Below are 15,286 nucleotides of genomic sequence, written 5' to 3'. Positions count from 1 at the left end.
TCGATAAGGGAGGATTCGGTCAGCTTCCGCTTCGTCGAGATGCGGAAAAGAGCGGCTCTTCACCCTGCGACATCTTCCAGGATGGCTCCAATCAAGCCCGGAATGTCGTAGCTCTTGGCCTCGACATGGGGAGGATGATTCAGCTTCATCAAGGTCTTGCTGGTGACCGGGCCAATGGAGGCGAGGCGGCAGCGTTCGGGGAGGTCGATGCCCATGGCAAAGAAGTGTTCCGCCGTGCTGCCACTGGTGAAGGTGATGTAGTCGGCTCCTTCTTTTTCTAACAAAGCGCGTGCTCCGGTGGGGTCCTCGGTTTCGGGGACGGTCTTGTAGGCGACGCAGATGTCGACGATGGCGTTGAGGGCATTGAGGCCGTCGGCAATGACCATGCGGGTCTCGTCGGCTTTGACCCAGAGCATGGTTTGGCTGTCGATGAACTGGTCCTTGAATGCGTCCAAAAGTCCTTCCGCGACGTGCTGTTCAGGCACCAGGTCGACGGTGAAGCGATACTCGTTGATTTTCGCCACGGTGGCAGGTCCGATGGCCGCGATTTTGGGGCCACCCAGACTGCGGGCGTCCTTATAGATGGAGTAAAAGCCCTCGAAAAAGCGTTCCACTCCGTTCGGGCTGGTGAAGACCAACCAGTCGTAGGTGTGGGCATCGCGCACCGATTCCGCGAAGCCGCGGGTATCGTCGGGATTTTCGATTCGGATGGTGGGGAGCTCGACCACGTCGGCGCCCAGAGCGCTGAGCTGCTTGGAGAGCTTGCCGGCCTGTTCGCGAGTGCGGGTCACTACCACGCGCTTGCCAAAGAGGGGTTTGCTCTCGAACCAGTTGATCTTTTCCCGCTCATTGACCACGGTGCCGATTACGGCGACCGCGGGGGACTTGAAGTTTTCCCGCTCGGCGGTGTCGGCGATATCGGCGAGGGTGCCGGTGATGGTGCGGTGCTGGCCGGTGGTGGCCCAACGGGTGAGGGCGATGGGCGTATTAGGTTCAGCGCCATGTTCGATAAACTTGGCGGTGATTTCGCGCAGGCGGGAGACCCCCATGACGAAGACCTTGGTGCCGGGGGCCTTGGCCAGTTGTTCGTAGTCGAAGGAAGACTCCTCCTTGGTGGGGTCTTCGTGACCGGTAAAGATAGTGAGCTGGGTATTGTGGGCGCGGTGGGTGACTGGGATGCCGGCGTAGGCTGGTCCGCCGATTGTGGAGGAAATACCGGGCACGATCTCGAAAGGAACTCCCGCTGCCGCGAGTTCAGCCGCTTCTTCACCGCCCCGTCCAAAGATCATCGGGTCGCCGCCCTTGAGCCGGCAGACGGACTTTCCTTCGAGGGATTTTTCCACGATGAGGGCGTTGATGCCCTCTTGGGGAATGGCGTGGTCTTTGGCGCGCTTGCCCGCAAAGATTTTTTCGCACCCGGGTTTGGTCCAGTTGAGAAGTTCGGGGCTGCTGAGCGCGTCGTAAACGAGGACATCACAGGTCTCGATGCATTCCTTGGCCTTGATGGTGGTGAGTCCGATGTCACCGGGGCCGGCACCGACGAGATAGCAAATTCCTTTCATGTGAGGGCGGACGCTGGCACAGAAGCGCCGAGGTTTCAACAGAAACGGTCTAAGGTGCGGCTTGCGCGAGTTCCTGCAGAATTTGCTCTCGCAAATGGGGGTCGGTGATGGCGCTGGCGCTCCCTCTGGCGGCCTCGGGATTCACGGTTTGAATCGACTTCACATAGGCTGCGATGCTGGCATCCATCTGCGGGGAGGCCTCGTATTGATTGAGCCAGTCTGCCGCCGCTCCGGGATTGATGAGGGTGAGCTGTCGGAGCGCCGGAGGCATGAGCTGGAACTTCAAGTTGCTGTCTGACAGCGCTGCGATCCAGTTGAAAGCGTCTTGCGAATAGCGCTGGCTCCATTGGCTGACGAGGTTTCCCAGCGCGAGGGTTTGTTCTCCGGAATCCTTCAGGTTCTGCGCCCAGCTTAGCCCCGCGGATGGGTCGTCGAGTTGTCCCGCCTTGGTTGCGACGATGGCAAGGCTTTGCGAGCGGACTTCCGGATTGGAAAGCGAGGATGTCCAAGCAAAGACTTCCTCACTGTCCGCGGGAAACCAAGTCTGCATGAGCACTTCGAGGGCATGGACTTGTATGGGACTCGATTGAGCGGCAGCCAAGGTGTCGGCGGCGAGGCGGGGATCGGTTTGCGCGAGACCGTTGACGAGAGAAAGAAGAAACTCCGGCGGATCGACTCCATCGAGATAGGGAGGGCGCGGGTCGGTGGTCAATTGGCGGCCATCGAGGGTTTGCTCGAGAAGACTGGCGGCCGCGATCGGGTTGGTTTCCGCCCACTGTGAAAAGCTGCGACTCGTGCGCCCAGCGTGGTAGCGGAGGAACTCTACCCGTCGCGCCTCCGCAAAGGCGGCCTCGGGATCCCGATCCAGCCAAGAAGCGAAGAGCAGCGAGACGAGCCGTTCTTTTTCGGTCTTATCGGCGTAGCTCAGAATCTCGCCCAAGGCCTGGCGAAATTCGGCAGGGGTTCGGAGCCTTTCCAGTTTGGCAATGGTTGCTAACACTCGGTCGGCGATCGTCTGGTTACGCTCTGTGCGAAAGACACTGCGATTGAGCGAAGAGGTGGGGCGTGCTGAGAGTTGTTCTTGCGCAGGTGCTCCAGCCTTCGAGGGCGACTTGTTAGAAAAAGCAGTGCCCAGGAAGTAGGCTGCGACCAGACTGGCCAAAGCCACTCCGGAGAGAATGGGGGGGCTGAGGCTGGGGGTGTTCATCGGTAGCTTTGCAAAAGAAGTTCTCTCACCTCGGAGGGCAAGGGGTTCTCGTTCTGGAGATATTGATAAGCTTGTTGAGGAGCACTGCTCATCCAGAGACGGCCGACTTGCTCAAAGGTTTCGTCGCGCAAGAGGGGGTTGGTGATGCTGGCGATTTGGGTGAAGGCTGCCTCGGGATCGAGTCCGACGAGACTCCAACTGATGGCGCGATTGGATAGATCCCGTTCGCTGGCAGGTCCGGTCTGCTTCAGCCAGTCGGCTGCCTCGTTGGGAGAGTCGCGTGCCCAGCGGGTCGCGACCTCGGCCAAGGCCCGGGGGCGGATTTCGTCTGAGAGTTCGCCCGCCCACTCCAAGGCCGCCCCTTGATTGTGCTGAGCCCAGTTGGCGGCGATGGCGACTTGAGCGGACTTTCTTTGTTCGTCGTTAGAAAGCCGAGCTGCCCATTCGCGAGCTTCTGCCAGTTCGGCAAGAGGCAAGTTGGCGAGGAGATTTTGGGTAGCTTCGATTTGTAAGGGGGAATCCGTCGCTGGCAGATTTTCAAGTTTTCCAAGGGCGGTCGGGAGGCCTTGGCTGAGCCAGCCGTTGAGCACAAAGTCAAGTGAGCCAGAGCGTTCGGGCCCTGCAGGCAGACTGTTCAATATCGCCCAAGCTCGTTCAGGGGCCTTCTGCGCAACTCCTCGGATGAAGGAGGCAAAGAGGTAGTCCCGAGTGGAAGAGGCTTTCGGATAGTTTGCTACCAGCCACTTCAAAGCGGCATCCCCGTCGGCGGCTGCCCATTGGCTGAGAGCGGCGAAGAGGAAGGGGTTGCGCGGGTCGTCGAAAGCCTGTTTGTGAAGCCATTCACTCGCTGCCTCCGGATGCCGGGCGGACCACTCATCGGCGAGAAGGAGCAGGGAGTCATGCGTTTCCGGATTTTCAAACGAAGGCTGCAGCACTCCGAAGAGGGCCTGAAAATCTTCCGATTTTTGCAAGGCTTGGAGAGACTCTGCAAACGAGCGCGTGGCTTGGAGTCCCGGGCTTGTTGAGCGGTCGCGATTGGCAGGTGGAGTGCTTTTTGTGGAGAGGGATTGAGTCTCCTCCGAGATCGCGAACGGAAGGCCGCGACCCAATTCGAAGGCGATGACAAGACCTGTTAGCCAGGCTGTGGCAATGAGCGTGCGTTTTTTCATGGGGCTACTACCCGAATCCGCAGGAACCCTTCGGTCTCTCCGGAGACGACGGGCTTTTGGGCCACCATCTGGCGGGTGGTGTCATCTTCGGTGCCGGGGATGAGAACGACATCTTCGTCGGACCAGTTCTCCAGATCGGAAGACCATTCGGCGGTGATGGTGAGATCGTCTGCGGCTTTCAGTTGAGTAAATTGCAGGGAGAATTCGGACTCGGTCCTCACTGGGGTCAGCTCCACGCGACTGGCTCCCGTCAGCGGGCTGGCGTTGAGTGCGAACTCGAGAATATTCGCTTCGCCGTCACCATCGGAGTCCGCGTAAGGGCCATCCTCCGCACTTGGGTCCAGCCCATTGTTCGTCGCCCAGGTTTCGTAGGAATTGGGAACCTCGAGGGGTATGATCTGAAGGCCGTGAATGCCGCCGTTTCCACTGCCTCTGCTGTAGGTCAGGGTGAGGGAGCTGGAGCTTTTGTTAGAAAAGACCGCGTAGTTGGCAGGAGGGTTTCCGGTGCCGGTATTGACGGTCTGAACGAAGCTACCCGCTTCATTGGGACTGGCCGAGGCTGTGGCGAGGGAGTAGGTCGTGGTGCCATCCGAGATGGTGCCTGTGCGGTTGTCTCTGTCGGAGCCCACATAGACATAGACCTCATAGAGGGGATAGGGAATTTGGGTCAGGGTGACGGTGGCGTCGTTGTTGGCATTGGAATCCAAATAGCCTGCCATCAGGGGGCCGTAGGGGGTGAGCTCTTCGCTCGCAGCACTCCAAGTATTGGAGCCGGTGAAGGAAAAAGTAACGTCGGTGGTGAGCCCTTCGCTATCGACGAGGGTTCCCGCGACCGGAGCCGTAATCCGTCCGAGACCGCCATTGCCTCCGTTGGCTGGGCCGGCCTGGTTCCAATTGCGTTGCTGGACTTCGGCGACCCCGGCGGTGACGAAGGGGGACATTAGTCGGTTTGAACCGGGGCCTTGGGCGGAGACAAAGTTGATTGCGATTCCGGGATGATTTTCCAATGCCGGATCGTTGGGGTCGAGCGGATCGGACAAGGTGGTCGTGATTTCGTAATGGTCGCCAAAGCCGTCACCATCACTGTCGGCGAGAAGGGGATCGAGACCGGCGTCGACCTCGTAGCCATCGTCACATCCATCGCCATCGGTATCGGCGAGGTCGGGATTGGTTCCAAGGAGTTCTTCCTCCTGGTCGGGAAGTCCGTCGCTGTCGGCATCGTCGAAGTAGTAGCTGATGACCACATCATCGATGCCGAAGCGGTCGCCGTCTTCGTTTTTTCGAACCACGAACCAAGGGTTCACGATTTCGGTTTCGGTTGAGAAGGTGAGGGAGTAGTCGACGTTGCCGCCCGTGTTGCCCAAGCCGTCGGCCAAGGCATCGCCATTGTAATTCGGCACCTCGGCGGTGGCGGAGTGGAGGAAGGGCTCCATCGTGTTTTCCGCCGTGGGAGCTTCGCTGCGGAGTCCGAATTCGATTGGGCCACCCTGAGACCAGGTTTGATTGAAATCAGCGGCCTTGAAAGTGATCACCACGTTTGCATTCGCTGGGATAGTGCCAGTGATTTGTTGATGAAGGGTGTTGCCAGTGTCACCCTGTAGATAAGGGAAAGCCGCGCTCGCTTGACCATAGGGAGCCCCGCTCGAAACCGTGAGCGAACCCCAGCTGGGAGGTGCTGCGGACCAACTCCAGAAGTCGACGAGGTTGCTGCCGGTGACCGTCACCTGAAAGGAGGTGGTGCTTGCATTGGCGTAGCTGCCGTCTTCGGTAACCTTGACCACAAAGTCGTGGCTCGCGGCGGATTGGGTGGGAAGGGGAGCCCAGCTGATGGCACCCGTGGCGGAGTCGATACTGGCCCCGGTGGGGGCGGTGGTGAACGAGTAAATGGGCGTGAGCGGCCCCTCCGTGCTGGCGGAGGTCGCGGTCAACGCGAGTTCACTGCCCACTGCGAGGACTTGGTCCGCCAGACTGTCGATTATCAGGGAGCGGTTGTCGGGATTTGCGAGAATGGTGTCAGTGATCCAGGTCTTATAGGGGCGCGTGCGGACATAGACCACGGTCGAGCCATAGACGTTGCCCGAGCCACCACTGAGCACTCCGGCGACTTGTCCATGCAGCCCGTTTTTTTCCAAATAGATGGGGGAGCCGCTATCTCCGTTCATGCTTCCATACTCGAGGTCGATGGCCAAGTTGCCGCCCATGACGCTTTTGGAAGTGTCGGTCGGGTGATCGAGGTCGCACTTGAGAAGGGCGTTGGCAGGAGAGCCCAAGGACTGGGTGTTGACCTGATTGACGTCGTTCTTCCCGGCCCATCGGATCTCATACCAGCGGCCGGAGTTTGTGGTGTTCTGGGCTTCAGTTTTGCGACTGTTTCCATTTCCATCCTGCCGGTTGTTCGCCGCGCTGGCCCCGGAACCTACTTTGCCCACTTCATCCCAACTGTTGTAAAGCGGTGCCACGCGCAGGGTGGAGGACGCTGCCCCTCCCTGCACCAAAGCGATGTCGATGGCATTGGCAAAGCGAGTGAAATCGTCGTCGAAGTGAATCACCTGCAGAACGTTGGTGGCGGCCATGCCTTGATTGTTGTAGCCGTTCCATTTGCTGCCACGCAGGCGGGCTTGGTTGCCATCTTCCAAGTGATTGCTTACCGACCGTAGGGTGTGACGCGCGTGTACTCCCCAGCGGCTGTCGATGGCAGTGGCCCCCGCCAAGCCATATTCCGCATCAGTGGCCCGCACGATGACGGTGGAGGCATTGAATTGGGATTCGCGGGCGTAGTTCTCGTAGCTGAGCGTCGGGGTATCGTGTCGAATCACGAGAGCGTTCGACATCTGGGTGCCCGCCGTGAGGGCTGCAAGGATGAGGGAAAGGCGTAACATTGTGGGCTTAGGTAGGTTCTAACTTAAACCTCTTCACCGTAGTTCATCTTTACACCTGGTCTAATGGAAGGGCGCGCCTTGATTAATGCGAGGGGCCCCGAGACGAAAAAACCACAGCGACGGGTTCGTCGCTGTGGTTGAAGCTGAGCTTTATCGCGAGCTTAGGCGATCTCTCCCTTGTGGAAGAGGGCCCAGTCGTCGAGGTTGTTGAGGTTGACGGCATCCTTGATGGAGCCATCGTCAGCCAATCCGGCTCCTGCCAGGATCTCAGCGCGAACTTCGTCGCTGTGGATGTAGCCATCCACGCCCGCGTTGTGGGCCGCAATGGCGTCGGCGTCGATGGTGCCATTTTCTTTTACCCAAGCCTCGAGCTGAATGTAGCTGGGCTTCTCGCTGTTGATGTAGTTGAGGAAGGTGTCGCGGTCGATCTTGAGGGCGTCGAGGGTCATCTGGTCATAGCCAGCACCTGCGGCGGGATACTCGTCATGGAGTTTGTCCACGGCGGCCAAGGAGGCTTTTTGCCAGAGGCGGGGGAGGTGCTTGACGCCGAGAGGACCGGCGGTGCCGGAGCTGATTGTTGGTACGGTTTTGCTCATGTTGTAGTTTTGTTGTTAGAGAAAGGGTTCGTGGTCGTGGGGCAGGTTGAGGGCGTGGGCGGCCTCGTGCCGGACGCGGTAGTAAAGCTCTCCCAGCGGGAGGCCCGACTTCTCGGCTGCGGCACGGCAGTCTTCGTATTCGGGAATCACTTTGGCCGCTTGGCCGGGGACTTGGGCGACCTTGACGCGAATGGGGCCGTGTTCGGTCTCGATGGTCTCGTTGCGGCGGGGCAAGGAGTCGCGCCGAACTTCACTCCGCCGGACCCCGAGGGTGGAGGTTTGCGAAAGGAGGATGTCCTGCAAGCGGTCGGCATGAGCGGGCTTGGCCAAAACCTGAATCTGGACGCCGGGGCGGTCCTTCTTCATCTGCGCGGGGAGCAAGGCCACGTCGAGCGCGCCTTGGTCCATCAGCAGGCGGGACACGTGGCCCACGATCTCGGGGGATTCATCGTCCAGATTGCTCTCCAGCTGCACGAGGGTCTCGGTGATGAGGCCGAACCTTTGCTCGCTCTCCCCGAGAATCAGCCGCAGCACATTGGGATACTTGAAGTTCGCGGTGCCGGCTCCGTAGCCAATCGAATCGAGCGTCATGGGAGGAATGGGCCCATAGCCATCGGCGACTTCCGACAGAATGGCAGCTCCGGTGGGAGTCACCAGTTCCTTGTCGATGGGGCTGCCCACGATGGGACAGCCTTTCAGCAGCGAGAGCGCGGCGGGGGCGGGAAGGGGGATCTCGCCATGGGCTCCGAAGACAAAGCCGCGTCCCAGGGGAAAGGGCGAAACGATCACGCGCTCGATGCCCAGGGCTTCCAAGCCGGCGAGCACTCCGCAGACATCGACGATGGCATCGACGCCGCCGACCTCATGGAGGTGAACCTTGTCGACCTCCGAGTTGTGGATGGCCGCTTCGGCCTCGCAAATCCGGTGGAAAATCCGGTTGGCCTTCTCCTTCACCGAATCCGAAAGGTGGGACTCGGTGACCACCTTTTGCAGGTCCGCCAAATAGCGTTCCGGAGCGTGGTCGCTCACGTGAACATCGACCTTGGTTGCGGAAAAGCAGTTCTTCAGCACCTTCTCGCTGCTGAGGCGAAAGTCGTCGAGGTGCAGCTTGCGCAGTTCGTCCTCCAGCTGGCCAATGGGCAAGCCCGCATCCACCAGAGCCCCCAGAAGCATGTCCCCGGAGGCACCGGAAACGAGGTCGAAATAGGCCGTCTTCATGGCCGGATTGTTAGGCGATTTCGGCGCGGGCGAAAGGACAATTCTGCCCTTTTGCCCGCTTCCCCTTTCCAAACAATTGGCCTCTTTTCAATAGCGGGGCCATCTGCCCTTTCCTACTCAGTGAATAAAGGTGAGCCCGCGATGATGGTGTCGAGGCGTTCGCTATAGAGTCGGCTGAAAGTAGCGTCCATCGGAGAGGGGTGAAAGCGATCTCCCTTTTGCGGGAAAAACTCCTCCTGCCTGACCCAGTGGTTCTCGCGCAGAGTGATGGCAATATGAAGTGAGGAAAAGAGAATGGAAAGACCGGCGAAGGTGGGGGCCAGTTGCCGCAAGGAAAGGATGCGGGCCAGTTCGTTACGTTGCGGACCAAACACGCGCATCAGCACATGGCAAAGGAAGAAGAGCAGACCAAAGGCGCCGAACGCTCCCGAAACCTCGGTAGCGAATTGAGGCTGATAGCGAATCAATCCGGCGGAGAGAAGGGTGAGAAGAACCAGCAGACAGGGCACCCAAATCGTCCAGCCCGCCGGTCGGGAGAGCCCGAGGCGACTGAGCTGACGGTGGGTGAAGAAGCTCGTGAGGGCCACGGGCAACAGGAAGGCGAGCGCGATGGTGCTGGCGATGTGATAGGCGTGGGGCTGTCCCGCGTGGTAGGTCACCGACCGGTCGAGACCGCCGAGGGGAGTGAGCCGGGTCACGATCAGATAGCCAACGATCGGGAGTAGGAAGGAGGCGGCGAGAGTGAGGAGCCAGCGATAGGGAGGAAGGGCTTTTTCCAAACTGAGCGCCGCCAGACGAGTGGTTTTGGCGGATAAGAAACTGGCAAAAAAGGTGAGAAGCGCAGCCACTGTTAGAAATCCGGTAGCGACGGACAAAACCGATCTCTCCATCTTGAGAAGAAATTTCATCCGGGCAGGCTCGAGGTCTTCTACTGAGGGTTGCACCATCCCCGGCATTTTCTCATGGTAAGAGGAAATCAATTCGGTCATTGGCGAGCCATATTTGGCTACTGGGAACTTCGGAGGGGGGCTCGATTTGCTCCAGTCCTGTAGCTTGGTGATTCCGTTGTCCAAGTCTTCCAGTCGATTGGCCAAGGTCTCGAGTCCGAGTTGGCGGGCCATTGGACCAAGCTTTCCGCCCAGCGTTCGCATGAAGTTCTGAATCGTCAGGGAGCCGATGGTCCCGTGCATTTCTGAGGAGAGGGGTGGAATGATGGAGAGGGCCGTCTCGACGAGTTCTTGAAAACTCTGAGGGTCGTTGTTTTCAACGTGAAGGTGCGCTTGCACTTCAACCGCACTTGCCAGCGAAAGGATCCGCATGCTGTCGTCGCTGGAGGGATAGAGGGCGACCAGATATTCGGTCTCCTCGGCAATGTTTTTCGGAGGGAGTAATAAGTTCGCACGTCTAACCTGAAGCTCATTGGGGTAGCGCTCGAACCTGGTCATCTCACTAGCGCGCTTCATCAGCATGAGCGCCTTTTCAAACTGCTCCTGATCCTTGATTTTTCGTCTCGGAACATCCTTTTTGCGGGAGGAGTAAGCGAGATTTGAGACGAGGCTGCGATCTGCGAGGTGGCCGGCATAAAACAGGGCTAGCCAACCGTTGTCCGGATCGAGTTCCATGGCTCGCTCGAAGTGCTTGAGGCGGGGGTCCTCGGCCCACACGAGATACTCGCAGAGATAGGCGATGTTGTCCGGATGTCGCTCACGCAGGGTCACGTAGGCGGGTTTCTCGTCGTCATGGCGGAAGCCACAACTCAGTAGGAGAAGCTCTTCTTCGCTGAGTCTTTTCCGAGTGGCCGGGGTCGGAAGTGGTCCCCCGTAGTTGCCGTGCACGAAGCCGTATTTTCCAGTGAGCTCGACGTAGCCCAGATCGTAGTTTTTGAGCAGCACTTTCGTGAGGAGCGCTTGCAGTAGGAGAGCCAGCGCGATGAGGCTGATCGAGAAAAACTTCCCAAGCCGTTTGCGCTGCGGACTTTCCCGAGCGGACTGAGCGAGTCGGGTTTCGGCCTCCTGAAGGGCTTTTTCATTCGCTTGTGACAATGCGCCCTCGCAATAGGCCTGCCATTGCAGCCTCTTCTCTTCACTCCCTTGGAAGCCCCGGGTGAGGGCTTCGGAGAGATTCTTGGGAGCTGATTCGGAGTCGTTCTTCACGGGCTATTGACTTGGTGAAGCCTTCAAAAAGTCGTCCGCCAGCTTCCTTGCTTTTCAGTTTCGAAGGGAGCCCAGCCATGGCTGTCACCTTGTCCCGATCTCGATCAAGCTGTTTTATCTAAAACAGGGAAAGGCTCGGTCACTTCCAAGGAGGCAAATTGGAGGGTCGAGAGGCTCAGGAAACTGCGGAGAGCTTCCTGCGCAGTCTGAGGCCGGGCGTCAGGGTTGTTGGCGATGAGGGCCATGATCCAGGGTGCCATTCCAGCGGGAAGGTCGGGGAGGATTTCGTCAATTGGCGTCACCCGACTCGTCAGGTGGGCGGACATCACCTGGATGGCATTGTCGCCGTCGAAAGGCTTCTGTCCTGTTAGAAGCTCGTAGGCAAGAATTCCGAGAGCATACAAGTCGGTGCGCGCATCGAGCACGCCCTTTGTGAACTGTTCGGGAGCCATGTAATGAATCGACCCACGCAAACTCTGTTTGGTGGTGCTCTCGCGGCGGTCTTTTTCCCGCTCCGAATCACAGGCTCGCCCAAAGTCAATGAGGGTGTAATGGGGGATGCCGTTTGCGGAACTGGTCGACATGAAGTTGGCGGGCTTGAGGTCGAGGTGGGCCAAGCCAGTCTGATGTACCGCAATGAGGGCCTCTAGTGCTTGCACGATGAAGTGGCGGACTTCATCAGCTGTAAGAGCGCGCTCCTTGAGCCGGGTCTCAAGGTCCATTCCCTCAATCAGTTCAAAGATAATGAAGGGGCCGTCCTCGTCATCATCGAGGTCGTAGGCGCGAACCACGTTAGGATGACAGATTCGGGAAACGGCGGCGACTTCGGAATGATAGTCGGACTCCGCATCACTCCGTTCGAGGGCCTCCTTGTTGAATCGCTTGAGGGCTACGTGGCGATTGAAGCGCGTGTCCAATGCGCGAAACACTTCCGCCGAAGCTCCGGTTCCAATCTTGGCCAAAGGCTGATAGCGGGTCGTGACTTCCGAAATTGCGGATAAGATACTTCCATCCCAATGCTCGGGTGCAGTCGGTTCCAGCGGGCTGTTGCCGGGTGTGACGAAGAAGTCGCTCGAAAGATTGTCGAGCGTAGGGCGGGCCGAGAGAGAGTTCTCGTGGATCACTGTAGTAGGAAGTATTCGTTAGGTAGTCGTTAGGCGATAAAACTGGGTTAAAGTTGGAACAAACGAAATATGGCCCAAGTCCGAGGTCTTTCTAGTGATTAAGAAGTCATGAACCCTTAAATGAATGACATCATGATGTGCGGAGGGAGCCAATTGTTCCCCGCTGGATGAAGCTAAAACTGCCGCAAGAGAGCGTGGGCAAAGAGAGCGGCGCCGAAGCCGTTGTCGATATTGACTACCGAGATTCCCGAGGCGCAGGAGGTGAGCATGGCGTGGAGCGCGGTCTCGCCGTCGCGGGCGATTCCATATCCGGTGGAGGTAGGAACGGCGACAATAGGGCCGGGCAGAAGTCCGCCGAGTACGCTGGGCAGGGCGCCTTCCATTCCGGCAATGGCAATGATGCAGGTGGCCTTCTGCAATACCTCCAGATGGGGAAAAAGGCGGTGCAGACCCGCGACCCCAACGTCATTGATTTGGACAAAGCGATGGCCCAAAAATTGAAGCGTGAGCGCGGCTTCGTCGGAGATGGCCAAATCGGAGGTGCCTGCGGTGACCACGGCGACGTATCGCTCACCGTCTGCAGGGCTGGCAGCTTGTCCCAGTCCGAGAGTCAGGCAGCGGGCGGAGGGTTGGTAGCTGGGAGCGGGGAGCCCGGGGGACCAAGTGGCCAAAATTTCAGCAGCCTTATCCGCGCCGACCCGGGTCGCCAGAGCTTTACCGTGGGCAGCATGAATACGGATGAGGTTGTCGCTGATTTGTTGCGGCGTCTTGTTCTCGCCGAAGATGATTTCAGGAGACCCTTGGCGAAGCTCGCGATGGAGATCGAGGGTCGAGTGGGCGAGTTCAGCAAAGGGAAGATGAACGAGTTCGCTCATCGCGGACTCGATGTCCATTTTTCCTCCAGCAACTTGTTCGAGAAGTTGCTGGATTGAATCGCGGTTCATGGGTGTTACTTCTTGCCCTGATACTCAAAGGTGCGGCCTTTCGCTTTATCCTTGGCAGGGAAGTCTGCTGGGATTTCCTGTGTGACTTTGCCGGTGGCAGCCCACTCTGAACCGCGCTTGAAGGTGACGATGAAGCCGACGCCTTCGAAGGCCTCGGTGTCATGTCCCAGGGTGGTGTGAAAGACGCGACCCTTGCCGTAGTCGATCGTCATCAGCATGGGCTCGTTGCGGCCTTCCTTTTGCAAGGCAGGGGTGTCGGAGGCGGTGGCGAGAATCGTCATGTTCTCCGCTGGACCACGGAGCTTGGAGTAGCACTCGTCCTTGCTATGGAGCCAGAAGTCGGGGAGACCCTTGGTGATAGGGTGATCCTTCACGCGCATAGTGACGAGAAACTCGCTTTGAGGTCCGTGATGTCCGCATTTGCCGGGGCTGTCATCACGCACAATGTTGCCGTCGGAGTCGTAGTAAACATAGGGGCCGTGCTCCTCGTTGCGGCCACCCCAACCGCCGAGGCCGATCATTTTGTTGAATTCAGGCCAATCAGCCCAGCTGTTGTTGGCGGCGTGGACGATGGACAAGCCTCCGCCGTTTTTCATGTATTCCTCGAGGTTGCGCTTGGTCTGCTCGGGCCAACCAGCGGCATTGTAACCGAAGTTGCTGACGACGAGGTCATACTTCGAGAAGTCGGGGTTGAAGTCGGGATCTGCTTTGGGCTGCTTCAGGCCTTCCCAAGCTCCCGTGCCAGCGTATTCGAGCCACTTCTCCTCGCGTTCGTGTTTCCAAAGAAACTTGGTCCGCTCGATCTCGACCTCGAAGAGGCCAGTCTCCTCGAGATACTGTTTCATCATGATCGTCGACTTGGGCCAGACCGCGTGGTTGTTCTGGCCGTCGACAATGAGGGCCTTGAGCTTGTCCGCGGCGACGGAGGGAAGAGCGAGGGTGCAAAAGAGGGTAAGAGTGAGAAGTGGCTTCATGTTCTTTGGAATTCAATCAGGGAACGAATGACGGGAAAGGAATTTTTCGGGATTTTACTGAAATCGACTTGGCTGACAGGAGAATTCGTTGGGCGAAAATATCTGTTGAGAGTGTTTCAATGAGGCATAAGTTGCACTCAACGAAGAGAGACGATGTTGGATCTTGGTCATGCCCTGGAGCTTGCGCTCATTGCTTTTGCAATGGGTTCGCTGAGCCTTTTTGGTTGGAAGCTGGGTGGCAAGATCGAGGATTCGCCGGAGACTTACCAAGAGCATTTCGCGGAGAAGCGTCCTCTTCTCTTTGCGGTCCTCGTCAATCTATTCCACGGCGAAGAGCGGGCGACCCGAATGTTGGGTCGCTTGCTTTCCAAAGGAATGCCGGTAGCTGCGATGGGTGCCTACACCATGTGCGTGGTTCTGGTCGCCCTGATGGTGATGAACTTGGCGGGTCTGAGCGACTCGGTTGGCCCGGTGGTAGAGTTTCTAGCGCGCTTCGAGAGAGGCTTGGCTGGCAACTGAGGGAGTCCGCAGAAGATCTACCTATCGCTTTTTCTTGCGGCCGGCCTTGTCGCGGGCGGCCAACTGCTTTTCGCGATTGAGGAAGCGGGGCAGGAGATTGGTCTCGATCCAGTCGAAGCCCGCTTGCAGATCGTTGTCCTGATAGACTCTCCCAATCTCGGCTTCCACCGAAGTCGGGTTGCCATGGAGGCGCAAAAAATCATTGGACGTGAAGCGAATGAAAGCCTCGCCATCCAGGCCCTCGCCTCGAGCTAGAATCCACTCGCGGACATAGAGCGCGAGCACGGCATCGCCTATCCAGGCTTCTTCTCGCTCTTTTGTAAGAGCCACTTCATCCACTTTCATGAGCCTGGGGAACTCTCCATCTTCTTGCGCAATTGCTCCTCTGACTTCTGGTCCCAGAAGCCGCTATCGAGCTCGATGAAGATGGAGGAGTAGGGGAGCGCCGTTTTGGTCTTGATAACAAGAACGGCAAAAATCTTTGAATCATCCTCGAGCACCACAGACAGATAACGATATTGGAAATCACGGATATGATGTCCTCGTAGGGCCTCGTCGACGGCGGTCCGGTAGCTATCGATTCCGGGGGCGGCATCGTTCTCCACGAAGTTCAGTTCACGGGTCCGATAGAAGATGGGGCTCACGTGTTGCTGGCTTTCCAAAACGTCCAGCACGCCACCAAGGACTTCGGGAATCTCTTTATCAACAATGAGGGTCCTGACTCCGCGTCGGGTATGGAGGGGAAAGGACTGGTCGGCGATGACAATCCAGTTGCGGTTGCCAAGGGCCTGAATCTCGCGAACCAAGCCCGGGTCCAAGTCTTCTCTCTCCACGCCCGAATGACGGCCGCAACTCGGCAAGCCCAAGCAGGCAAAAAGGAGAAGTATGAAAAGAGAACCGCGCATCAGCAACGGAGGAACGTAGGGTTATCCCTCAGAAAG

The 15,286-nt window shown here is 58.3% G+C and carries 13 protein-coding genes; 1 reads left to right on the top strand and 12 read right to left on the bottom strand.

The window, feature by feature from the left end; translation table 11 throughout:
* Positions 1 to 59 precede the first annotated feature (59 nt).
* The 10 genes from cobA to IE099_RS00090 form a co-directional block, all read right to left on the bottom strand.
* The gene (gene cobA, locus IE099_RS00135; protein WP_189566152.1) at positions 60 to 1,562 is read right to left on the bottom strand and encodes a uroporphyrinogen-III C-methyltransferase; all 1,503 of its coding nucleotides are present in this window, start codon (positions 1,560 to 1,562) and stop codon (positions 60 to 62) included.
* 49 nt (positions 1,563 to 1,611) lie between these two features.
* Positions 1,612 to 2,769: a hypothetical protein gene (locus IE099_RS00130; RefSeq protein ID WP_189566150.1), complete on the bottom strand. Its 1,158-nt coding sequence runs from the start codon at positions 2,767 to 2,769 to the stop codon at positions 1,612 to 1,614.
* Positions 2,766 to 3,938: a hypothetical protein gene (locus IE099_RS00125; protein WP_189566148.1), complete on the bottom strand. Its 1,173-nt coding sequence runs from the start codon at positions 3,936 to 3,938 to the stop codon at positions 2,766 to 2,768. Before IE099_RS00125 ends, IE099_RS00130 begins: the two co-directional genes overlap by 4 nt.
* Positions 3,935 to 6,817 (bottom strand): Ig domain-containing protein, encoded by a 2,883-nt coding sequence (locus IE099_RS00120; protein WP_189566147.1) that lies wholly within the window; start codon positions 6,815 to 6,817, stop codon positions 3,935 to 3,937. Before IE099_RS00120 ends, IE099_RS00125 begins: the two co-directional genes overlap by 4 nt.
* 161 nt (positions 6,818 to 6,978) lie before the next feature.
* Positions 6,979 to 7,413, bottom strand: coding sequence for a DUF5069 domain-containing protein (locus IE099_RS00115; RefSeq protein ID WP_189566146.1), 435 nt, complete (start codon positions 7,411 to 7,413; stop codon positions 6,979 to 6,981).
* A 15-nt stretch (positions 7,414 to 7,428) separates the two neighbouring features.
* The gene (gene larC / locus IE099_RS00110; protein ID WP_189566145.1) at positions 7,429 to 8,631 is read right to left on the bottom strand and encodes a nickel pincer cofactor biosynthesis protein LarC; all 1,203 of its coding nucleotides are present in this window, start codon (positions 8,629 to 8,631) and stop codon (positions 7,429 to 7,431) included.
* A 113-nt stretch (positions 8,632 to 8,744) separates the two neighbouring features.
* On the bottom strand, positions 8,745 to 10,784 hold the full coding sequence (locus IE099_RS00105; RefSeq protein ID WP_189566138.1) for a hypothetical protein: 2,040 nt from the start codon (positions 10,782 to 10,784) through the stop codon (positions 8,745 to 8,747).
* Between the two features lie 104 nt (positions 10,785 to 10,888).
* Positions 10,889 to 11,908 (bottom strand): serine/threonine-protein kinase, encoded by a 1,020-nt coding sequence (locus IE099_RS00100; RefSeq protein ID WP_189566136.1) that lies wholly within the window; start codon positions 11,906 to 11,908, stop codon positions 10,889 to 10,891.
* 173 nt (positions 11,909 to 12,081) lie between these two features.
* On the bottom strand, positions 12,082 to 12,852 hold the full coding sequence (gene larB / locus IE099_RS00095; RefSeq protein WP_189566134.1) for a nickel pincer cofactor biosynthesis protein LarB: 771 nt from the start codon (positions 12,850 to 12,852) through the stop codon (positions 12,082 to 12,084).
* Positions 12,853 to 12,857: 5 nt separating this feature from the next.
* Entirely contained in the window at positions 12,858 to 13,826 is a 969-nt protein-coding gene (locus IE099_RS00090) for a ThuA domain-containing protein (protein WP_189566126.1), read from the bottom strand.
* Between the two features lie 153 nt (positions 13,827 to 13,979).
* On the opposite strand from IE099_RS00090, the gene IE099_RS00085 reads away from it, so the two are divergent.
* Positions 13,980 to 14,345 (top strand): hypothetical protein, encoded by a 366-nt coding sequence (locus tag IE099_RS00085; RefSeq protein ID WP_189566124.1) that lies wholly within the window; start codon positions 13,980 to 13,982, stop codon positions 14,343 to 14,345.
* A 21-nt stretch (positions 14,346 to 14,366) separates the two neighbouring features.
* On the opposite strand, the gene IE099_RS00080 is transcribed toward IE099_RS00085, so the two are convergent.
* Both IE099_RS00080 and IE099_RS00075 read right to left on the bottom strand, forming a co-directional pair.
* On the bottom strand, positions 14,367 to 14,690 hold the full coding sequence (locus IE099_RS00080) for a ribonuclease III domain-containing protein (protein WP_189566122.1): 324 nt from the start codon (positions 14,688 to 14,690) through the stop codon (positions 14,367 to 14,369).
* On the bottom strand, positions 14,687 to 15,250 hold the full coding sequence (locus IE099_RS00075) for an RbsD/FucU domain-containing protein (RefSeq protein WP_189566120.1): 564 nt from the start codon (positions 15,248 to 15,250) through the stop codon (positions 14,687 to 14,689). Before IE099_RS00075 ends, IE099_RS00080 begins: the two co-directional genes overlap by 4 nt.
* Between the last annotated feature and the right edge of the window lie 36 nt (positions 15,251 to 15,286).

Origin of the sequence: Roseibacillus persicicus (assembly GCF_014651675.1) — a bacterium.
Taxonomy (GTDB): Bacteria; Verrucomicrobiota; Verrucomicrobiia; order Verrucomicrobiales; family Akkermansiaceae; genus Roseibacillus; species Roseibacillus persicicus.
The sequence above is the reverse complement of the archived record's forward strand: the minus strand, read 5'-3'. Positions and strand labels throughout refer to the sequence as shown.